The organism is Bradyrhizobium sp. BRP20, assembly GCF_020194215.1.
Classification (GTDB): Bacteria; Pseudomonadota; Alphaproteobacteria; order Rhizobiales; family Xanthobacteraceae; genus Bradyrhizobium; species Bradyrhizobium yuanmingense.
Genome location: NZ_JADYVY010000002.1, coordinates 184403 through 203696 on the forward strand (window position 1 = coordinate 184403; position 19294 = coordinate 203696).

At 64.9% G+C, this 19294-nt stretch carries 21 protein-coding genes; 17 read left to right on the forward strand and 4 right to left on the reverse strand.

Going from position 1 to position 19294, the window contains the following annotated elements; translation table 11 throughout:
* Positions 1-92: 92 nt before the first annotated feature.
* On the reverse strand, positions 93-3617 hold the full coding sequence (locus tag I6F33_RS05445; RefSeq protein ID WP_225141444.1) for a molybdopterin cofactor-binding domain-containing protein: 3525 nt from the start codon (positions 3615-3617) through the stop codon (positions 93-95).
* Positions 3617-4099 carry a (2Fe-2S)-binding protein gene (locus I6F33_RS05450; RefSeq protein WP_225141445.1) on the reverse strand — a complete coding sequence of 161 codons (483 nt, stop codon included), beginning with the start codon at positions 4097-4099 and terminating at the stop codon, positions 3617-3619. Before I6F33_RS05450 ends, I6F33_RS05445 begins: the two co-directional genes overlap by 1 nt.
* Positions 4100-4364: 265 nt before the next feature.
* Here I6F33_RS05450 and I6F33_RS05455 point away from each other — a divergent pair, with 265 nt between their 5' ends.
* The 9 genes from I6F33_RS05455 (at position 4365) to I6F33_RS05495 (ending at position 13123) form a co-directional block, all read left to right on the forward strand.
* On the forward strand, positions 4365-5822 hold the full coding sequence (locus I6F33_RS05455; protein WP_192893441.1) for a 6-hydroxynicotinate reductase: 1458 nt from the start codon (positions 4365-4367) through the stop codon (positions 5820-5822).
* On the forward strand, positions 5819-6715 hold the full coding sequence (locus I6F33_RS05460; RefSeq protein ID WP_225141448.1) for a UPF0280 family protein: 897 nt from the start codon (positions 5819-5821) through the stop codon (positions 6713-6715). The genes I6F33_RS05455 and I6F33_RS05460 overlap by 4 nt, the downstream gene beginning before the upstream one ends.
* A 15-nt stretch (positions 6716-6730) precedes the next feature.
* Complete coding sequence (locus I6F33_RS05465; protein WP_025035619.1) at positions 6731-7315, forward strand: amino acid synthesis family protein; 585 nt, start codon at positions 6731-6733, stop codon at positions 7313-7315.
* A gap of 32 nt (positions 7316-7347) precedes the next feature.
* Positions 7348-8550, forward strand: a complete 1203-nt coding sequence (locus I6F33_RS05470) for an ABC transporter substrate-binding protein (protein ID WP_225140161.1) — start codon at positions 7348-7350, stop codon at positions 8548-8550.
* A gap of 164 nt (positions 8551-8714) precedes the next feature.
* Positions 8715-10604, forward strand: a complete 1890-nt coding sequence (locus I6F33_RS05475; RefSeq protein ID WP_225141450.1) for an ABC transporter permease — start codon at positions 8715-8717, stop codon at positions 10602-10604.
* Positions 10601-11392, forward strand: a complete 792-nt coding sequence (locus I6F33_RS05480) for an ABC transporter ATP-binding protein (RefSeq protein ID WP_109144118.1) — start codon at positions 10601-10603, stop codon at positions 11390-11392. Before I6F33_RS05475 ends, I6F33_RS05480 begins: the two co-directional genes overlap by 4 nt.
* Positions 11389-12093: an ABC transporter ATP-binding protein gene (locus I6F33_RS05485; protein WP_036022338.1), complete on the forward strand. Its 705-nt coding sequence runs from the start codon at positions 11389-11391 to the stop codon at positions 12091-12093. The genes I6F33_RS05480 and I6F33_RS05485 overlap by 4 nt, the downstream gene beginning before the upstream one ends.
* A 24-nt stretch (positions 12094-12117) precedes the next feature.
* On the forward strand, positions 12118-12573 hold the full coding sequence (locus I6F33_RS05490) for a MarR family winged helix-turn-helix transcriptional regulator (RefSeq protein ID WP_036001344.1): 456 nt from the start codon (positions 12118-12120) through the stop codon (positions 12571-12573).
* Positions 12574-12733: 160 nt separating this feature from the next.
* The gene (locus I6F33_RS05495; RefSeq protein ID WP_225171382.1) at positions 12734-13123 is read left to right on the forward strand and encodes a hypothetical protein; all 390 of its coding nucleotides are present in this window, start codon (positions 12734-12736) and stop codon (positions 13121-13123) included.
* Positions 13124-13127: 4 nt separating this feature from the next.
* On the opposite strand, the gene I6F33_RS05500 is transcribed toward I6F33_RS05495, so the two are convergent.
* Together I6F33_RS05500 and I6F33_RS05505 are read right to left on the reverse strand one after the other, a co-directional pair.
* Positions 13128-13829, reverse strand: coding sequence for a hypothetical protein (locus I6F33_RS05500; protein ID WP_225141454.1), 702 nt, complete (start codon positions 13827-13829; stop codon positions 13128-13130).
* A gap of 124 nt (positions 13830-13953) precedes the next feature.
* Positions 13954-15150: an amidohydrolase family protein gene (locus I6F33_RS05505; RefSeq protein WP_036001335.1), complete on the reverse strand. Its 1197-nt coding sequence runs from the start codon at positions 15148-15150 to the stop codon at positions 13954-13956.
* A gap of 157 nt (positions 15151-15307) precedes the next feature.
* On the opposite strand from I6F33_RS05505, the gene I6F33_RS05510 reads away from it, so the two are divergent.
* The 8 genes from I6F33_RS05510 to I6F33_RS05545 all read left to right on the forward strand — a co-directional run bounded on the left by I6F33_RS05510 (position 15308) and on the right by I6F33_RS05545 (position 19292).
* Positions 15308-16081 carry a ferredoxin--NADP reductase gene (locus tag I6F33_RS05510; RefSeq protein WP_225141455.1) on the forward strand — a complete coding sequence of 258 codons (774 nt, stop codon included), beginning with the start codon at positions 15308-15310 and terminating at the stop codon, positions 16079-16081.
* Positions 16082-16272: 191 nt separating this feature from the next.
* The gene (locus tag I6F33_RS05515) at positions 16273-16596 is read left to right on the forward strand and encodes a hypothetical protein (RefSeq protein ID WP_036001330.1); all 324 of its coding nucleotides are present in this window, start codon (positions 16273-16275) and stop codon (positions 16594-16596) included.
* 101 nt (positions 16597-16697) lie between these two features.
* Positions 16698-17969, forward strand: coding sequence for a cytochrome P450 (locus I6F33_RS05520; protein WP_225141457.1), 1272 nt, complete (start codon positions 16698-16700; stop codon positions 17967-17969).
* Positions 17970-18116: 147 nt separating this feature from the next.
* The gene (locus I6F33_RS05525; protein ID WP_036001413.1) at positions 18117-18302 is read left to right on the forward strand and encodes a hypothetical protein; all 186 of its coding nucleotides are present in this window, start codon (positions 18117-18119) and stop codon (positions 18300-18302) included.
* 14 nt (positions 18303-18316) lie between these two features.
* The gene (locus tag I6F33_RS05530; RefSeq protein WP_036001325.1) at positions 18317-18517 is read left to right on the forward strand and encodes a hypothetical protein; all 201 of its coding nucleotides are present in this window, start codon (positions 18317-18319) and stop codon (positions 18515-18517) included.
* A gap of 1 nt (position 18518) precedes the next feature.
* Complete coding sequence (locus I6F33_RS05535; RefSeq protein WP_036001323.1) at positions 18519-18746, forward strand: hypothetical protein; 228 nt, start codon at positions 18519-18521, stop codon at positions 18744-18746.
* Between the two features lie 15 nt (positions 18747-18761).
* A complete protein-coding gene (locus I6F33_RS05540; RefSeq protein WP_036001319.1) occupies positions 18762-19025 on the forward strand; it encodes a hypothetical protein in 264 nt (87 codons plus the stop codon).
* Positions 19026-19049: 24 nt separating this feature from the next.
* Positions 19050-19292 (forward strand): hypothetical protein, encoded by a 243-nt coding sequence (locus tag I6F33_RS05545; protein ID WP_036001316.1) that lies wholly within the window; start codon positions 19050-19052, stop codon positions 19290-19292.
* Positions 19293-19294: the final 2 nt, after the last annotated feature.

A 19294-nucleotide genomic window follows, 5' to 3' on the forward strand; every position in this document is an offset into this window, starting at 1 on the left:
GGCGACGCGAAGCGGCGAGCCCGGAATCCATAACCCCGGCTGGTGGTTATGGATTCCGGGCTCCCTCGCTATGCTCGGGCCCCGGAATGACGTTAGTGGGTCGAACTTCGCACCCGCGAGATCGTCTCGCGCACGCCGGTCCAGGCCGGCTTGTCCGGCGCGAACTGCTTGCGCAAAAACGTCACGAGCTCCTCGACCTGTGCATCGCTCATGCTATTCCTGAACGCGGGCATGTAGCCGAGATCGCTGGAGACTGGGTCTGCAATGCCGTGCAGGATCACCTGCACGAGATTATCCGCCTTCGTGCTGTGAACGTTGCTGTTGAGCGCGAGCGAGGGCCGCGTGCCGAACAGCGGCAGGCCGCCGACCTCGTGGCACACGGCGCAGGCGCCTTGATAGAGGCGGGCGCCCGCGGAGGAGGCGACGGTCACTTGCGTTGCGCTCTCGAGCTTGGCGGCGAGCGCATCCGGCGCTGGTGTATCGGCCGTGTCGTTGAAGGAGTTCAGATAGACCGCCATCGCGCGGATGTCCTGGTCGGGCAGGGCTTTGAGATCCCTGACGACAGGCGCCATCGGGCCGGCCGCGACACCGTGGTAACGCGAATGGCCGGTGCGCAAATAGGCGTAGAGCTCCTCCTCGCTCCACGGAATCGGCGCGTGCGAGAGCGAGGTCAGCGCCGGCGCTTCCCAGCCCTCGGCAAAGCCGCCGGCGAGATAAGCGTTGCGTTGCTCGGCGCCGAGCGCGTTGCGCGGCGAATGACAGCCGCTGCAATGGCCGAGACCTTCGACCAGATAGGCGCCGCGATTCCATTGATCGGACTTGGCAGGATCAGGCTTGAACTCCTTCGTGTCGTGGAACAGCGCATTCCAGCCCGCGAGCAACGAGCGGAGATTGTAAGGGAAGGCGAGTTCGTTCGGCGGTGCCGTCGCACGCACTGAAGGCTGCGCCATCAGATACGCATAGAGCGCCTGCATGTCCGCGTCGCTGGTCTTTGCAAAATGCGTGTAGGGAAAAGCGGGATAGAGCTGCCGTCCGTCGCGATGCAAGCCATCGCGCATGGCGCGCTCGAAGGCCGGATAGGACCAGGCACCGATCCCGGTCTCGACGTCGGGCGTGATGTTGGTCGAATAGATCGTGCCGAATGGCGTCTCCAATGCGCGGCCGCCGGCGTTGAGCGCGCCGCCAATGCTGGTATGGCACTCCGCGCAATTGCCAAGCGCTGCAAGCTGCTCGCCGCGGGCGATGGTCGCCGCGGAATAGACCGACGCGTCGGGCCGTGCGATCGGCGCAATCGCGCGACCTGGAAGGAGCGCCGCACCGATGCCGATGGCAGCGGTGCAGACGGCTGCGATCGCTGCAGCGATACCGGCGCGCCTGGCGAACGGATTCGCCCAGACCCGGGAGGGCCGCGATGCCGCCGGTGCGGGCAGAGCCTGCGGCGTCACCGCCGCATCGCCGCGCAGACCCTTGAGGATTCGCTCAGGCGTGAACGGCGGCTCGCGGAAGCGCACGCCGGTGGCATCGAAGATGGCGTTCGCGATCGCCGCTGCGCTCGGCACCGAAGCAGACTCGCCGACGCCGAGCGGCGGCTGGTCCTGCCGCGGCAGCATCAAGACGTCGATCTTGGGTACGTCGGGGAAGGGGATGATGGGATAGGCGCCCCATTCGCGCGCGGCCACCGTGCCGCGCTCGAACGACACCTCTTCCATCAGCGCGCGGCTGGTGGATTGGATGACGTTGCCCTGGATCTGGTGGCGCACGCCGTCCGGGTTGATCATCAACCCGGAATCCTGCCCCGCGACGACGCGCGTCACGCTGACGTCGCCGGTCGTCTTGTTCACCGCGACGTCGGCAACCCAGGCCGACCACGCCGCGCCATAGCCCGGAAACTTGCTGTGGACGTAGAGCGCGTAGGCAAAGCCGCGGCCGTGCAAGACGTCGCCGTCCTTCTCCTCGCGATCGGGGCGGGGCGTCCAGCCCGCGCGCTCGGCCACAGCATTGACGAGATCGACAGCGCGCTGATCCTTCAGATAGCGCAGACGATATTCGATCGGATCGACGCCGGCTTCGGTTGCAGCCTCGTCGATATAGGATTCATGCGCAAAGGTGTTCGGCAATGCCGAGACGCCGCGGAACCAGGAGGCCCGCACGATCGGCGGCGTGTCGTGGGCGACGACGCGCATGTGCTCGTAATCGTAAGGAGGGATCGCGGTGCGGTCGCCCATCTGGAGCACGGTGGGCTCGGGGGAGATGCGACCGGTCAGCAGCAGCGCCAGCGTCGGAGCGGCGTTCGAGGGGTAGCGCGTGGCGAGGTCGTAAGCAGCAATGCCGCCGTCAGCGTCGAGGCCGCCATTGACGTCGATGAGTTGTGCCGTGCCTTTGGGCTCCCAGGCATGCTCCTGCTCACGCGTCAGCTGCACGCGGACCGGACGGCCGACGGCGCGCGACAGCAGCAGCGCATCGGCGGTGACGTCGTCGGCGCAGTTGCGACCGTAGCAGCCGGCCGCCTCCAGCCGGATCACCTCGATCTCGCTCTCGGGACGCTCAACCAGCAACGCGAGGTCGTTGCGCAGCACATGCGGGTTCTGCGTGCCCGACCAGACGCGGATGCTGCAGTCCTGAAAGTCGGCGACGGCGCAGGAGGGGCCGATCGAGGCGTGCATCTGATACGGCCAGAGGTAAGTGCGCTGCATCGGCTTGGCCGCGGCTGATATCGCCTTGTCGACCTCGCCCTTGTCGATCAGCGTGCGCGGCGTCGATGGATTGGCACGCAGGGCGGTCTCGACATCGCCAAGATCGGTCAGCGTCGGCGTCGGCTTCCAGCTCACCTTGAGCTGCTCTGCCGCACGGATCGCATTCTCCTCGCGCTCGGCGACGACGCCGACGAAATCGCCGATCCGCACGACAGCGACAAGGCCGGGAATGTCGCGCACGGAGGATTCGTCGACCGCAATGAGGCTGGTGCCGACGAACGGTCCGGCATCGACGCCAGCATAGGGCGGCCGCACCACGCGGCCATGCACCATTCCTGATACTCGGACGTCGTGCACGAAAGTCAGCTCGCCCGTGGCTTTAGCAGGTAGATCGACGCGCGGCACCGACTGGCCGACTATCGCGTAATCGCCGACAGGCTTGAGCTCGACGTCATCGGCGAGCTCGAGGCGGATCGCTTCGTCGCCGATGAGCTCGCCATAGCTGACGCTGCGATTGTCGTGGCCGCGAACGAGTCCGTCCTCGATCTTGAGCTCGGCTTCGGGCAAGTCCAGGCGTTCCGCCGCGCGCGCGATCAGAAAGTGCCGCGCTTGCGCCGCGGCCTTCCGCAGCGGCACGGCCGTGATCTGGATGGTCTCGCTCGCGATCGTCGCGCCCTGGTTCGGCACCAATGCCGTGTCGCCGAGCACGACGACGACGCGCGCAAAGGAGACGTCGAGCTCTTCGGCGACGATCTGGCCCAGCGCAGTGCGGATGCCGGTGCCGAGATCGACATGGCCGTTATAGGCCGTGACCGAACCGTCCGCGGTGATGCGGACGAAGGTCTCCGACGTGACCTCGTCCACGCTGCGCGCGACGACGAGCGAACCCCCGCGCTCAGCTCCGTTCGTAACAAAGGACGCCATCAATCTGCGGCCTCGGTGAGCTGGCCCGATGCGCGCATCACCGCGCGAAGGATCTCGACATGCGTGCCGCAGCGGCAGAGATTGTAGCGCAGCGCCGCCAGCGCCTCCTGTTCGGTCGGCCGCGGGTTGATCGCGAGCAACGCCTTGGTGGTCATGATCATGCCGTTGAGACAATAGCCGCATTGTGCGGCCTGCTCGTCGATGAAGGCCTGCTGCACGACGTCGGGCTTGTCGCGCGTGCCGAGGCCTTCGAGCGTCACGATGTCGCGCCCGGCGCAGCCGCTCACCGGAATCACGCAGGAGCGTGCCGCCACTCCGTTGATCAGGACAGTACAGGTGCCGCATTCCCCCAAGCCGCAGCCGTATTTCGGGCCGTTCAGCGCGAGATCATTGCGCAGCACGTAGAGCAGCGGCGTGTCGCGCGCTGCCGTGACCTCGTGGATCCTGCCGTTCACGGTGAGGCGGATCGGTGTCTGCGTCATCCTCGTTTCCAAGCCCAAGACGATATCCAAGATCATGCAATCGCGAAAATCGGACGCCGCGACGATACCGTTTGTACACAAACGTGCAAGCGGTGCATGCCGCACTGCAGCGCGGGTGCCTTCTTTGTGGACAGTGCGGATAGGCAAATGAGGTTTTATGCGGCAGTGGCATCTTTTGCGCTGCACCGCCGCTTGACAGCCCCGGGGCAGCGCGCGCAACATCGTTCGTATACGAATGATAACTGCGATGTCCGCCGGCTCCGACATGGTGACAGAAACGACGAGCGCCGTCATCGACAAGATCCGCTGCGATGCTTGTCCGGTGATGTGCTACATCAAGCCGGGCGCGGCGGGCGCCTGCGATCGCTATGCCAATCACGACGGCAAGCTCGTCCGCGTCGATCCGCATGTCATCCTGGAGCGTACCGTTTCTCATGGCGGCAAGCTCGTCCCGTTCAGCCGCACCGAGGACTGGGACGGCAAGATCGTCCATGAGCCCTCGACTTTCGTGACGGCGATCGGGGCAGGCACGACCTATCCCGACTACAAGCCGGCGCCGTTCATCGTCTCTGCGGAGGTCGACGGCGTCGACATGGTGACGGTCGTCACCGAGGGCATCTTCTCCTATTGCGGCATCAAGGTGAAGATCGACACCGACCGCTATCTCGGCCCGGAGACCGCGACCGTGCGCGCGCAGGGCGAGGCGGTCGGCCACGTCACGACCAGCGAATACGGCTCGCAGATGCTCTCGCTCGGCGGCGTGCATCATCTCACCGGCGGCTCCAAGAAGGAGGGCCGCGTTACCTGCGACACGCTGATGGACCTCGCCAATTGCAAGGCGGTCGAGCTCACCATCGATGGCGGCGCCACCGTGGTGGTGCAGGCCGGGCAGCCGCCGATCGTCAACGGCGTGAAGGAAGAGCGCATGCGCGTCGGCTGCGGCTCGGCGACGATCGGCATGTTCGCCAAGCAATGGCACGGCAAGGTGGACGAAGTCGTCGTGGTCGATGACCACATCACCGGCGTGCTCAGCGAGCATCAAGCGGGCAAGCTGCTCGACATCGCCGACACCGGCATCAAGATGAAGGGCCGTCGCTCGACGCCCGGCCGCTATTTCCAGGTGGCCGATCCAGGCACGGGCTGGGGCGGCACCAACATCTCAGATCCCCTGTCGATCCTTGGCCCGTTCGATGCCAAGGAAGCAAAGCCCGGTCTGACCATGCTGATGGTCTCCACCACCGGAGAGCATTCGTCCTATTACGTGCTCGATGAGGCCTTGAAGCCGGTCGAGACCGAGATGCCTGACGACTTGAAGTTCTCGGTCGAGCGCATCCAGGAGAATTGCGAGCCCGCGCTGTGCACGGTGCTGTTCATGGCGGGCGCGGGCGGCTCCTTGCGCGCTGGCGTCACCGACAACCCGGTGCGGCTGACGCGCTCGGTGAAGGATGCGCTGACGCGCGTCACCAGCGGCGGCGCGCCGGTCTATGTCTGGCCCGGCGGCGGCATCACCTACATGGTCGACGTGACGCAGATGCCGTCAGGCGCGTTCGGCTATGTGCCGACACCGGCCCTGGTCGCGCCGATCGAATTCACCATGAAGCTGTCCGACTATGCCGCGCTCGGTGGCCACATGGATTATGTGAAGCCGCTCTCCGAGGTGCAGAGCGGCGACGATGTCCGCCAATTGCCCTGGCAGAACCCGATTCCGGGGCCTCGCACATGACCAGGCGCCCGCAAATCGCATTGCTGTCTGATGGCCGGCGGCTGCATTTGCAGGATGGACCGATCGATCTGATCGTGGAGGCGAGGGGACGTACGGATGCGGTGCGCGTCGCCTATGAGGCTGCGGCGCTGCGGTTCACTGGATTGCTCGACGAGCTTTGCGCGGAATTGCCAGGGCTGCGTACGGCGGTCGAGGAGAAGACCTCGCTGAAGGGCGTTGTCGCCCGCCGCATGCACGCTGCCGTCGCGCCTTATGCCGCCGATTGCTTCATCACGCCGATGGCGGCCGTTGCCGGCAGCGTCGCGGAGGAGATTCTGGCCGCGATGCTGCGCGCTGCACCGCTCGATCGGATTTACGTCAACAATGGTGGCGACATCGCGCTGCATCTCGGTGTGGGCGAGCATTTTTCGGTCGGCCTGATGGATCGTCCCGACCACGACGGCGTGATGCGGAGGATGCGGATCGATGCGGACGATCCGGTGCGGGGCGTCGCGACCAGCGGTCGGCACGGCCGCAGCTTTTCGCTCGGGATCGCCGATGCCGTGACCGTGCTGGCCGCAACCGCTTCGCAGGCCGATGCGGCCGCGACCGTGATCGCCAATGCCGTCGATCTGCCCGGGCATCCCGCAATCATCCGACAGCCTGCGAACGAGCTTCAGCCCGACAGCGATCTGGGCGCACGCCTTGTGACGCGCGGTGTCGGCGAGCTGTCTCACGATGAGATCGCAGCCGCGCTTGAATCTGGCGCGGAATGTGCACGGCAATTGTTCGATCGCGGACTGATCGAAGGTGCCGTGCTGCGGCTTTGTGGTGATATGCTTGTCATCGGAACAAAGGATATAGAAGAGCAACGATCGCGCCCGCGTATGCTGGAGAACGCGGTCCATGCCTGAACAGGGAAGCGAAACATGAGCGCGATCATCCGCAAGATCGTCACCGTCGTCGAAGAGACGCAGATGGAGATGGGACGCCAGGTGTCGCCGCCGACCCGGCGTGCCGCCGCGATCGCCGTGATCGAAAATCCTTTCGCCGGAAAATATGTCGAGGATCTTTCGCCGCTGATCGCGATCGGCGAGGAGCTGGGCGAGCTCCTGTCGAAGCGCGCGGTGGCGGCGCTCGGCATCGATGGTGCCAAGGCGCACAGCTACGGCAAGGCCGCGGCCGTCGGCGAGAACGGCGAGCTGGAGCACGCCGCCGCCATCCTCCACCCCAAGATGGGCGCGCCGGTGCGTAAAGTTCTGGGCAAGGGCGCGGCGCTGATCCCGTCCTCGAAGAAGCGCAGCGGCCCCGGCACGACCCTGGACATTCCGCTGGGGCACAAGGACGCAGCCTTCGTCCGCAGCCATTTCGACGGGATGGAGGTACAGATCAACGATGCGCCGCGCGCTAACGAGATCATGGTCGCGGTCGCCGTCACCGACAGCGGCCGTCCGCTGCCGCGCGTCGGCGGGCTCACGGTCGCGGAGATCAAGGGCGAAGACGGTCTGAGATAGAAGTCGTAAGCAAGTTCAAATTGGAGGTTGGGATGCGAGCAAGAAATACTATCGTCGGCGCGGCCTTCGCGCTTCTGGCAGGCGGCATGGCTCATTCGGCCCTGGCGCAGGACATCAAGATCGGCGAGATCAACAGCTATTCGCTGCTGCCGGCGTTCACCGAGCCCTATCGCAAGGGCTGGCAGCTTGCGGTCGAGGAAGTCAACGCGGCCGGCGGCATCAACGGCAAGAAGCTCGTCGTCATCTCCAAGGACGACGGCGGCAAGCCGGCGGACGCGCAGACCGCGGCCAACGAGCTCGTCTCGAGCGAGGGCGTCGCGATGCTCGCCGGCACGTTCCTGTCGAACATCGGTCTTGCGGTCTCTGACTTCGCCAACCAGAAGAAGGTGTTCTTCCTGGCCGCCGAGCCGCTCACGGACGCCATCACCTGGTCCAAGGGCAACAAATACACCTTCCGCCTGCGTCCCTCCAACTACATGCAGGCGGCGATGCTGGTGGAAGCTGCCAGCAAGCTGCCGGCGAAACGCTGGGCGACGATCGCGCCGAACTACGAATACGGCCAGTCGGCGGTCGCGGTGTTCAAGAAGCTGATGTCGGAGAAGCGGCCCGACATCCAGTGGGTCGACGAGCAATGGCCGCCGCAGGGCAAGATCGACGCCGGCCCGGTGGTGCAGGCGGTTGCCGCGGCCAACCCGGAAGCGATCCTCAACGTCACGTTCGGCGCGGATCTCGTCAAGCTCGTGCGCGAAGGCAACACCCGCGGCCTGTTCAAGGGGCGTGAGGTCGTCTCCTTCCTCACCGGCGAGCCCGAATATCTCGACCCGCTCAAGGACGAGACGCCGGAGGGCTGGATCGTCACCGGCTATCCCTGGTACTCGATCAAGACGCCCGAGCATGACGCGTTCCTGAAGGCGTACCAGGCCAAGTACAACGACTATCCGCGTCTCGGCTCGATCGTCGGCTACCAGACCATCAAGTCGGCCGCCGCGATCCTGGCCAAGGCAGGATCGACCGATCCGGAGAAGCTGATTGCCGCGGCGGAGGGGCTTACGATGCCATCGCCGTTCGGCGAGATCACCTTCCGCAAGATCGATCACCAGTCGACGCTCGGGGCCTTCGTCGGCAAGACCGCGCTGAAGGACGGCAAGGGCGTGATGGTGGACTCGTCTTACAAGAAAGGCGCGGACTATCTGCCCAGCGATGCCGAAGTCGCGAAGTTGCGTCCGAAGGATTGAGTTCTTTCTCCCTCGCCCCGCTCTTCGCGGGGAGAGGGTTGGGGTGAGGGGCTCTCTCCACGCCCCGCGCTGGTGGAGAGAGCCCCTCACCCGAATTGCTCCGCAATTCGACCTCTCCCCGCAAGAGCGGGGAGAGGTGACTTCAAACCCAACCCGGACCGCCGATGGCCTTTTACGTCGTACAGTTTCTGACCGGTCTCGCCAGCGCAGCGTCGCTGTTTCTGGTGGCCTCGGGCCTGTCGATCATCTTCGGCGTGACCCGGATCGTGAATTTCGCGCATGGCGCCTTCTACATGATCGGCGCCTACATCGCCTTCACGCTGACCGAGCGCTTGTCCGGCGCGTTCGGCTTCTGGGGCGGCATCGTCCTGGCCGCGTTAGCGGTGGCGCTGATCGGCGTCATCGTCGAGATGGTGCTGCTCCGGCGCATCTATCATGCGCCCGAGCTGTTCCAGCTGCTCGCGACCTTCGGCCTGACCTTGATGGTCGAGGATCTCGTCGTGCTGATCTGGGGGCCCGACGATCTCGTCGGCCGCCGCGCGCCGGGCTTCAGGGGCGCGATCGATTTCTTCGGCCAGAACATTCCGAGCTACGACCTGTTCCTGATCGTGCTCGGTCCCGTCGTGCTCGGCATTCTCTGGCTGCTGTTCCAGCGCACGCGCTGGGGCGTCTTGGTGCGCGCGGCGACGCAGGATCGCGACATGGTGGCCGCGCTCGGCGTCAACCAAAAGTGGCTGTTCACGTCGGTGTTCGCTGTCGGTGTCTTCCTGGCAGCGCTCGGCGGCGCGCTCCAGATCCCGCGCGATGCCGTGCACCACGCCATGGACCTGCGCATCATCGTCGAAGTCTTCGTCGTGGTGGTGATCGGTGGCCTCGGCAGCATCGTCGGCGCTTTCGTCGCGGCGGTGCTGGTCTCCGAGCTGAATGCCTTCGGCATCCTGATCTTCCCGAAGATCTCCATCATCCTTGTATTCCTGGTGATGGCCGTGGTGCTGATCGTGCGTCCCTGGGGCCTGTTCGGCAAGCCGGAGGCGGCCGCGCGCAAGACGCCGGGTCTCACCGTCAATCCCTGGCGGCCGCTGACCTCGAACGAGCGGCTGATGGCGCTTGCGGCGCTGATCGTCGCGGCCATGCTGCCGCTGTTCGCCGGCAACTATCTGCTGACCGTGGGCTCGGAGATCGCGATTTTCGTGATCTTCGCCGTCAGCCTGCACTTCCTGATGTCGGTCGGCGGCCTCGCATCGTTCGGTCACGCCGCCTATTTTGGCCTGGGCGCCTATGGCATCGCCTTCCTCGCCAAGATGGCGGGACTGCCGATGATCGTCTGCCTCCTGCTCGGGCCGCTGCTCGGCTGCATGGGCGCGGCCGTGTTCGGCTTCTTCGCGGTGCAGCTCTCCGGCGTCTATTTCGCGATGCTGACGCTCGCCTTCGCGCAGATCGTCTGGTCGATCGCGTTCCAGTGGGTGGACGTGACCGGCGGCGACAACGGCATTCTCGGCCTCTGGCCATCGAGCTGGGTGGCAAGTCCGTCGCGCTTCTATTGGCTTTCGCTCGGCGTCGCGGCGCTGGTGACTGTCGCGCTGCGGGCCATGGTGTTCTCGCCGTTCGGCTACGCGCTTCGTGCCACGCGTGACTCGGTTCTGCGCAGCGAAGCCATCGGCATCGATGCCAAGCGGATCCAGTGGACCGCCTTCGTGATCGCCGGCACGACCGCCGGCATCGGCGGTGCGCTGTTTGCCTACCTGAAGGGCAGCGTGTTCCCCGACAATCTCGGCATCTCGCTGTCGGTCGACGCGCTGGTCATGGTGCTGCTCGGCGGCGTCGAGACGGTGTCGGGCGCGGTGATCGGCGCCATCGTCTACAAGGCTTTGAACATCTGGCTGGTGAGCCAGACCGATCTGTCGAAGCTCGTGCTCGGCGGCTTCATCATGCTGATCGTCGTCGTCTTCCCCAAGGGCATCGTCGGCACGCTGGAGATGCTGGCGCAGCGCCGCAAGAAAGCATCGCCGCCGGGATCACCTTTGCTCGCCAAGCCGATCGAGTCTGCCGAATGAGCGTCGCACCTCCACTTCTCGCGGTCGAAGGCCTGACCAAATCTTATGGCGGCATCCATGCCGTGCGAGGCGTCTCGTTCTCGCTGCGGGCCGGCGAGATCCTGGCGCTGATCGGGCCGAACGGCGCCGGAAAAAGCACCTGCTTCGACATGCTCAACGGCCAGAACATGCCTGATAGCGGCCACGTTCGCCTGCTTGGCGAGGAGATCACCGGCCGGAAGCCGCGTGAGGTCTGGCGGCTCGGCGTCGGCCGCACCTTCCAGATCACCGCGACCTTCGCCACCATGACCGTGCGCGAGAACGTGCAGGTCGCGCTGATCTCGCACGGCAAGCAGCTGTTCAATCTGTTCGGCTCGGCGCCGAAGTTCGATCGCGACGAGGCCGGCCGCCTGCTCGAGCTGGTCGGCATGGGCGGCTATGCGGACCGGCCCTGCGGCGAGCTTGCCTATGGCGATCTCAAGCGGCTCGAGCTTGCGGTTGCGCTCGCCAACCAGCCCAAACTGCTGCTGATGGACGAGCCGACGGCCGGAATGGCACCGCGCGAGCGCGTCGAATTGATGCGGCTGACCGCGCGCATTGCCCGAGAAAAATCCATCGGCGTGCTCTTCACCGAGCACGACATGGACGTGGTGTTCGAGCATGCCGATCGCATCCTCGTGCTCAACCGCGGGACGTTGATCGCGGAGGGCTCGCCGGCGGAAGTGCGCGGCAATCCCCAGGTGCAGGCGGTCTATCTCGGCGAGGGCCTGGTCTACGATTCCCGCCACCGCGAGGGAGCCTCCACATGAAGCTCACGGTGCAGGACCTCAACAGCCATTATGGTCCGGCGCATATCCTGTTCGACATCGGCTTCGAGGTCGGCGAGGGCGAGGTGGTGGCACTGCTGGGACGCAACGGCGCCGGCAAGTCGACGACGTTCCGGTCGATCGTCGGCCTCGTCGCGCAGCGCTCCGGCCGCATCACGTTCGAGGGCAAGGACGTCTCGTCGAAGCCGACACACGAGATCGTGCGCGATGGCCTCGGCTACGTGCCGGAGGAGCGTCGCATCTTCACGGACCTGACCGTCGAGGAAAACCTCGAAGTCGGCCGCCAGCCGAAGCGTCCGAACGCGCCGCACTGGACGCGCGAAAAGCTGTTCGCGCTGTTTCCTAACCTCGGCGAGATGAAGAACCGCCCGGGCGGACGCATGAGCGGCGGCGAGCAGCAGATGCTCACCATCGCGCGCACGCTGATGGGCAATCCCTCGCTGGTGCTGCTGGACGAGCCGTCGGAGGGCCTGTCGCCGAAGATCGTGGAGCAGATGGTCGACGCCATCCTGACCATGAAGAAGGAAGGCGTCAGCATCGTCGTCTCCGAGCAAAATCTGCATTTCGCGCGGCTGATTTCGGATCGCGCCTACATCATCGAGCGCGGCCGCATCTGCTTCGGCGGCACCATGGCCGAGCTCGACGCGCGCCCGGATATCCGCGACGCGCATCTGTCGTTGTGAGGCAAGGGGAAGGGCTGCGAACGGATGGCGAGAAGCGTTGCGGCAAAGAAAAGTGTCAAACCAGCGAAACCGCCTTACGTGCTCGACGAACAGGTCGGCTTCATCCTGCGCCAGGTCTGGCAGCGCCACAGCTCGATCTTCGCCCGCGACATCGGCACCAATCTGACGCCGACGCAATGGGCGGCGCTGTCGAAACTGGCCGAGACCGGGCCGTGCTCGCAGAATCAGCTCGGGCGCCTGACGGCGATGGACGTCGCGACCATCAAGGGCGTGATCGATCGTCTCACCGCGCGCGGCCTCACCGAGACGAGCCAGGATCCCGAGGACGGCCGCCGCCTGCTGGTGAGCCTGACCCGCGCCGGACAGCAGCTTGCCGAAAAGCTGGCGCCGAACGCGCTGGCGATCACCCGCGAGACGCTGGCGCCGCTCGAGGCGAAAGAGCGCGAGACGCTGATGATGCTGCTGAACAAGCTCAGGTGAAGGTTTCGTAGGGCGGGCAATGCGAAGCGTGCCCGCCATCCTTTCTCGAGTCGCAAAAATCGTGGGCACGGCACTTCGCGCGTTGACCACCGTACGGCAGTTGAACAAGGTGCCGGAACTGGCGACTAACCTTGATGAAGGGTTTATCGAGGTTTTGGTCATGAGAGTTGCGACGCGCTTTGCGGTTGTCTTGAGTCTTGGTGCCGTGCTCGCCGGCCAATGCGCTCCCGCCTTGGCGGCGCAGCCTTACGAAGGCTTCTGGGCCTCGACCAAAAAGGACTGTCGCGACGACGACAGTCCCAACCGCATGAGCATCGAGGGCGGCAATCGCCTGTACTGGTATGAGACGCGGTGCCGCGCCAGCCAGATCACGGCCGACGGAAGGCTCGGCTGGAAAATGAAGCTGGCCTGCGAAGGCGAGGGCGAAAAATTTCGCTCCAATCCTCGCGTCTCTGTCGCTGCGGATGGCAGGCTGGTGATGGACAACGGTCCGGTTGGGCGGGCCAAGCGCCAGACCTATGTGCGCTGTGAGATTGCGAAGAAGCGCTGATCTCTTACGTCTTTCCCGGCCATTTGGCGCGGTAGCGGATTTCGCTGCCGTCACCAAGCCGCCGCCACGTTCCGAATTCCGGCGTATGCGGCGCCCGGGCCGTCAAATCGATCGGATAGATCCGGCTCGGCTGGCCCTGGATGGTGATGGCGAGCTGCCGGTGCGAGGTTCGAAACGCCAGCTCGACTTCGCCGGCGATAACCGCCTGGTCGCCATCGGAATAGAACGCGGCCGGACTGACTTCGCCCGGCATGGTGTTGATGTCGGTTTGCAGTTCGATGGTGATGTCCTGCGCCGATGTTGGCACCGTTACTCCCGCCGGAAAGCGGACCTCGAACACGAGCAGGGGATTGGCGCCGTTGCGGTTGAGCCAGGGCGTTGCGGTCGCGTATGCGTACGCAATGTAGGCGCCGAGGCCGGCGGTGCAGAGCAGGGCGACGATGCCGAGCGACTTCAAGCTGTTCCGCGCGACGCCGCCGACGCCTGCGTCCTGCCCTGCATTTTTGCCTGAACGCGTCACGAGCCAATTGGCGAGGACCGCGCCGGCGATTGCACCGGTGGGCGAGTAGACGAACAGTCCCAGCAGACCCGATGTGATCGGGTCCGCACGGTTGCCGACATCGAGCAGAGAAAACAGCACAAAGATCGCGATATAGCCCGCCACCGCCCCAGCGACGCCCACGGCTATCCGTGATGGGTCCTTCATGTCTGCCTCGATGGTCGAACAATGAACTGCCGCCGCCGAGGGCTGCCTGCGTTAGACGCAACAGGCTTGCGACTTGTTCAATGCCTTCGAGGGACGGTGCGAGCGGCGGGCCGCTCCGGCTGCATCACTTCGCCACCACCTCCGGCACCTTGCCGGCGGGCGGCGTGTTGCGGCTGCGCTGGGTGCGCACGATGCCGTCGATGATGGTCATTCCGATGCCGGGGAGATCGCCGAGCTGAACGCTCTCAAGGATGTTCTTGCCCGGCGAGTGCTGGGCCTTGTCCATGATGACGAAGTCGGCGGAGCGGCCGACCTCGATCAGGCCGCAGTCGAGCTGGCGCATCCGGGCGGTGTTGCCGGTGGCAAGGCAGAATGCGATCTCGGCCGGGAGGTCGCCGAGCGAGGACAGCATCGAGACCATGCGCAGAATGCCGAGCGGCTGCACGCCGGAGCCGGCGGGCGCGTCGGTACCAAGGATGACGCGATGCAGGTCGCCCATCTCGCGGGCGGTGCGCAGCGTGAACAGGGCCGAGCGCTCATTGCCGTTGTGCACGAGCTCGAGGCCGCGCTTGCAGCCCTCGCAGATGCAGCGGATCTGGTCGTCGGGCAGAGCAGTGTGGCCGCCGTTGATGTGGCCGACCACGTCGGTGTCGGCCTCAAGCACCACGTCCTTGTCGATCAGGCCGGAGCCGGGGATCGACGGGCCGCCGGTGTGGATGGTGCTCTGGATACCGTATTTGCGCGCCCAGCCGACCATCTTCCGCGCGGTCGGGCCGTCCTTGACGCCGCCGAGGCCGACCTCGCCGAGCAGCTTGACGCCGTTGGCCGCCATCTCCTTGAAGTCCTCTTCCACCATCTCGCATTCGATCACCGGCGCGCCGGCGTGAACCTTCACCCCGCCAGGACGCAAGGTCCAGAATGCGCGCTGGGCGAACACGGCCATGGCCTTGAGGCCGACGACGTCGCGGGGGCGGCCAGGCATGTGCACCTCGCCGGCGGAGATCATGGTGGTGACGCCGCCGTGGAGATAGCTGTCGATCCAGTTGATCTGGTTCTGCCGCGGCGTCCAGTCGCCGGCGACAGGGTGGACGTGGCTGTCGATCAGGCCCGGCGCCACCGTGGTGCCGTTGGCGTCGACGATGGTGGTGGCGCCTTCGGTATTGACCTCCTTGAAGCGGCCGATCGCGCTGATCTTGCCGTTCTCGGCGACGATGGTGTCGCCGTCCAGGATCGGCTTTTCCAAAGCGCCGGACAGGATCAGGCCGATATTGCGGATCACCAGCTTCGAGGGTCCGGTGGCCTGGGGTGCGTCATGCGCCATGGAAGGGGCTCCTTATTCCTAGCTGCAACGCTTGCGATCTTGGGCAGCCTTGACCGCGGGATCAAGCCGGATTATTCATTAGTATACGAATGATCGTGTACAAACGACGCATAGCTGCCGGCCTCGGAACCGCAATTGACGCGACAGGGAAGGTGAAATGAGCAATTTCAATCAGGAAAGCGTTTTGAGCGTCCACCACTGGACCGATACGCTGTTCTCCTTCAAGACCACCCGCAGCCCGACCTTCCGCTTCCGCAACGGCGAATTCACCATGATCGGGCTCAAGGTCGGCGAGAAGCCGCTGCTGCGGGCCTACAGCGTCGCCAGCGCCAATTACGAGGACACGCTGGAGTTCTTCTCGATCAAGGTGCCGGACGGCCCGCTGACTTCGCGCCTCCAGCATTTGAAAGAAGGCGACGAGATCATCGTCAGCCGCAAGGCCACCGGCACGCTGGTGATCGACAATCTGGAAGAGGGCCGCAACCTCTACCTCGTCGGCACCGGCACGGGCCTTGCGCCGTTCCTGAGCGTGATCAAGGATCCCGAGACCTATGAGCGGTTCGAGAAGGTGGTGCTGCTGCACGGCTGCCGGCACGTCAAGGAGCTCGCCTATGGCGAGATGATCACCGAGCATCTGCCGAAGGACGAGCTGCTCGGCGAGTACATCCAGAACCAGCTGATCTACTATCCGACCGTGACGCGCGATCCCTTCCGCAATCGCGGCCGCATCACCGATCTCATCACCTCAGGCAAGCTGTTCGCCGATATCGGCCTGCCGGTGCTGGAAGCCGCCCATGACCGCGTCATGATCTGCGGCAGCCCGGCCCTGGTGGCGGACACCCGTGTCCTCCTGGGTGAGCGCGGCTTCGTCGAGGGCAATCACGGCGAGCCTGCCCAGTTCGTGGTAGAGAAGGCCTTCGCCGAGCGCTGAAGCGTTTTCGAGCGAAGTGGATACCGGTTCGCGTCAAGAAGACCCGCCCAAATAAGAATCTAGGGCCCCGTTGCGGGGGCTCCAGATCCGGAATTTCTGCGCGAGAAGATCGCATTTTCGCCACCGCCGGGGCGTTGCGGCGCCGATTCGGCGCACGATACTATGTGGGACCGAATCAGCGGAGTTCCCACATGGTTGCGGACAGCGACAGCAACATCGCCTGGCACCGGGTTCAGTTGAAGAAGAACCGCGCCGAGCTGAAGGCGCTGGAGACCGCGCGCTTCACGATGGGCGAGATCGCCACCTCGAAGCGCAACGGCCAGACGCAGAAGACGATCGCGGAACTCAAGCGCAAGATCGCACAGTCGGAGCGCGCTATCGCCGATCACGACAAACGGACGCGCCGTCCACTCGCAACCGACCTGCAGAGCCTCAGCAACGGCAGCTGGAGCCATTGGGACGCCTACACCCAACAGCAGCGCAAGAGCGGCCAGCGCTCCTCCGGGCGCGGATAGCCGCGGCTCGCCACGCCCGCGGCCGACGAGCAGACGCGCCCTTGCGCCGGCCGCGCCGCGCACCATCTCGGTGATACGCCACCAATCGTTCCGGTGATCCCATGACAGTGCGCCTCGATTTCACCAGCGAGGCCTTCTTTCGCGATCCGCCCAAGGCGATCGCGAAATTGCGCATGTCCGCACCCGTGGTCGCGACGCGGTTTCCCATCGTCGGCAATGTCTGGATCACCACGACCCATGACGCCACCGCGCAGGTCCTGAAGGACGGCGCGACCTTCACCTTGCGCAAGGAGGATGGCGATATCGCGGGCTTGCGCTGGTGGATGCCGAGGTTCGTCAGGACCATCGCCAACAACATGCTGACGATGGACGAGCCGGATCACACGCGGCTGCGCAGCATCGTGGACGAAGCGTTTCGCCGCCGCGCGATCGTTGCGATGGAGCCGCGCATCCGGGCCATCGCTGACGGTCTGGCCGACGAGCTGTTCGCGCAAGGATCCCCGGCCGATCTGGTCCAGCGCTATGCGCGCATCCTGCCGCTCGCGGTGATCTCGGAGCTGCTCGGCCTGCCGCTCGCAGATCGTCCAAAGTTCATCGCCTGGGCCAACGCGATATCCTCGCTGACGAATGTCGTCAGCTTCTTCCGCCTGCTGTTCGCGGTGCGCAAGATGCGCGCCTACCTCGAGCAGCAGTTGCAGATCGCGCGTGTCCAGGGCGGCGAGGGCCTGATTGCCGAGCTGATTCAGGTCGAGCGCGAAGGCGGCCAGATCACGCCGGATGAAATGGTCTCGATGGTGTTTCTGTTGCTCGGGGCGGGATCGGAAACCACCACCCATCTCATCAGCGGTTCCATCTACGAGCTGCTCAGGAATCCCGAGCTGCGCGACTGGCTGGAACAGGATTGGAGCCGCGTCGGGCTCGCGGTCGAGGAGTTTCTGCGCTTCGTCTCGCCCGTGCAATTCTCCAAGCCACGCTACGTGCGGCGCGATGTCGAGGTCGAGGGCGTGCGCCTGAAGAAGGGCGATCGCGTCATGGTGATGCTCGCCGCTGCGAACATGGATCCCGCGGTACATGATCGTCCCGAGACCCTCGATCTCGAACGCAAGCCGAACCGCCATATCTCATTCGGCACGGGAATCCACTTCTGCCTCGGCCATCAGCTCGCGCGCATCGAGGCGGCCTGCGCGCTGGAGGCGCTGTTCGTGCGTTGGCCGAAATTGAGTCTTGCCGTCGATGCCGCTGAAATCCGCTGGCGCAAGCGGCCGGGCTTGCGCGCGATCGCGAAGCTTCCTGTCACGGCAGAGGGCCGCGGAACAGAGGCGACTGCACGCAGCGGAACGAGGGGCGATCGTTCCCTCACCGCGGCAAACTGACGTTGGCGGCGCCCTTCGGAAAATATTTGCCTGTTGTGATCGGCCAGGAACGGTGTGCCGTTCGTGCTGTTGTCATCCCGACATGACGCGGAGGGGAGTTCCTTGGGGCGCATGTCGCAGATCGACGTCTTAACGGGAGACCAGATCATGGCCAGCAAGATGCCACCTGTTCCACCGGACAATCAGAGCCGCAAGGGAACCGGCGATCGCAAGCAGATGTCCGCCGATCAGATGCCGCACGGTCAGGAGCGTGTACAGAATCCAGATCAGCAGGGACAGCAGGGCAACATCAAGCAGAACACGACCAACCAAGGCTATCAGCAAGATCGCTGAGGAGGACGACATTCATGTCGACATCCACGAAGACACCGAACAGCATTCGACAGGGCGGACCCGGCGCCTCGCATGAGAACGCGAAGGCACCGCTTCAGGTGAAGAAGCCGCCGGCGGACGATCCGCAGCGCAGCCACAGCCGGGTTTCCGGCGGCGGTGGCGAGCGCGATTCCCATCACACGCACGACGAGGCCGGAAAGGGCGGAGGCAGGTGACATGGCCAACAAGCAACCCAAGCTGTACGCGCCGACCGAGAAGGACCTGCATGACAACCCCCTGATCGGCGGATCCAAGGGCGTGAACAGGGCAGGCGTTTCGCCTGACGACCTCGAGGACGTCTTGGGCGAGAACACGATCGAAGGCGACGTCGAAAACGACGTGAACGCCGGTGGCGGTATCGACAAGGATGTCGCGCGGAGCGGTTCGCCTCGAAGAGGCCGGTAAGATTGGAGGCCCACAATGCAGGGCAAGAAGACTCACGAACAGCAAGTGCGCATCCTCGAGCGGAAGCCAGATGTTCCGGATGCGCGAGAACTCGAGCAGGCCGCCGGTCATAACCCGCAAGACACGCGCGTCCATCGTGCCAACCCCGAAGCTCGTCACAGCGAGTTTCCAGTGAGCCGCGGCGGTCTCAACCAGGAGAGCGATCACAACAAGCACAACGATCCCGGCCAGAGCGGCCACAAGCCGCCCAAACCGACGACGGCACAACAGAAGCACTAAATCATCGGAAGAGAGGAGAGACTGATGCCTGGTGGGCATGGCAGCAAGACGCACTTCAGATCGGGCATGCATGGCAAGGGCGACGGCACCGGCGCATTGACCGACGTGCCGAAGGAGATGATCGGCGACAACATGGTCCTGTCCAACCGAGACAAGAAACAGCATTCGGACATTCGCGGCATGGACGGCAAGTCCATCCAGACCGAACAATATCAGGACCACGCAGCAAACCGGCTCGATGAGAAGCCGGAGGCCGACGAGACCTGAGA

Coding starts and splice junctions, on each gene's coding strand:
- I6F33_RS05540 (WP_036001319.1), top strand. CDS start 18,762: ATGCAGGGCAAGAAGACTCACGAACAGCAAGTGCGCATCCTCGAGCGG.
- I6F33_RS05545 (WP_036001316.1), top strand. CDS start 19,050: ATGCCTGGTGGGCATGGCAGCAAGACGCACTTCAGATCGGGCATGCAT.
- I6F33_RS05480 (WP_109144118.1), top strand. CDS start 10,601: ATGAGCGTCGCACCTCCACTTCTCGCGGTCGAAGGCCTGACCAAATCT.
- I6F33_RS05485 (WP_036022338.1), top strand. CDS start 11,389: ATGAAGCTCACGGTGCAGGACCTCAACAGCCATTATGGTCCGGCGCAT.
- I6F33_RS05470 (WP_225140161.1), top strand. CDS start 7,348: ATGCGAGCAAGAAATACTATCGTCGGCGCGGCCTTCGCGCTTCTGGCA.
- I6F33_RS05500 (WP_225141454.1), bottom strand. CDS start 13,829: ATGAAGGACCCATCACGGATAGCCGTGGGCGTCGCTGGGGCGGTGGCG.
- I6F33_RS05465 (WP_025035619.1), top strand. CDS start 6,731: ATGAGCGCGATCATCCGCAAGATCGTCACCGTCGTCGAAGAGACGCAG.
- I6F33_RS05450 (WP_225141445.1), bottom strand. CDS start 4,099: ATGACGCAGACACCGATCCGCCTCACCGTGAACGGCAGGATCCACGAG.
- I6F33_RS05455 (WP_192893441.1), top strand. CDS start 4,365: ATGGTGACAGAAACGACGAGCGCCGTCATCGACAAGATCCGCTGCGAT.
- I6F33_RS05505 (WP_036001335.1), bottom strand. CDS start 15,150: ATGGCGCATGACGCACCCCAGGCCACCGGACCCTCGAAGCTGGTGATC.
- I6F33_RS05520 (WP_225141457.1), top strand. CDS start 16,698: ATGACAGTGCGCCTCGATTTCACCAGCGAGGCCTTCTTTCGCGATCCG.
- I6F33_RS05530 (WP_036001325.1), top strand. CDS start 18,317: ATGTCGACATCCACGAAGACACCGAACAGCATTCGACAGGGCGGACCC.
- I6F33_RS05535 (WP_036001323.1), top strand. CDS start 18,519: ATGGCCAACAAGCAACCCAAGCTGTACGCGCCGACCGAGAAGGACCTG.
- I6F33_RS05510 (WP_225141455.1), top strand. CDS start 15,308: ATGAGCAATTTCAATCAGGAAAGCGTTTTGAGCGTCCACCACTGGACC.
- I6F33_RS05525 (WP_036001413.1), top strand. CDS start 18,117: ATGGCCAGCAAGATGCCACCTGTTCCACCGGACAATCAGAGCCGCAAG.
- I6F33_RS05460 (WP_225141448.1), top strand. CDS start 5,819: ATGACCAGGCGCCCGCAAATCGCATTGCTGTCTGATGGCCGGCGGCTG.
- I6F33_RS05445 (WP_225141444.1), bottom strand. CDS start 3,617: ATGGCGTCCTTTGTTACGAACGGAGCTGAGCGCGGGGGTTCGCTCGTC.
- I6F33_RS05495 (WP_225171382.1), top strand. CDS start 12,734: ATGAGAGTTGCGACGCGCTTTGCGGTTGTCTTGAGTCTTGGTGCCGTG.
- I6F33_RS05490 (WP_036001344.1), top strand. CDS start 12,118: ATGGCGAGAAGCGTTGCGGCAAAGAAAAGTGTCAAACCAGCGAAACCG.
- I6F33_RS05475 (WP_225141450.1), top strand. CDS start 8,715: ATGGCCTTTTACGTCGTACAGTTTCTGACCGGTCTCGCCAGCGCAGCG.
- I6F33_RS05515 (WP_036001330.1), top strand. CDS start 16,273: ATGGTTGCGGACAGCGACAGCAACATCGCCTGGCACCGGGTTCAGTTG.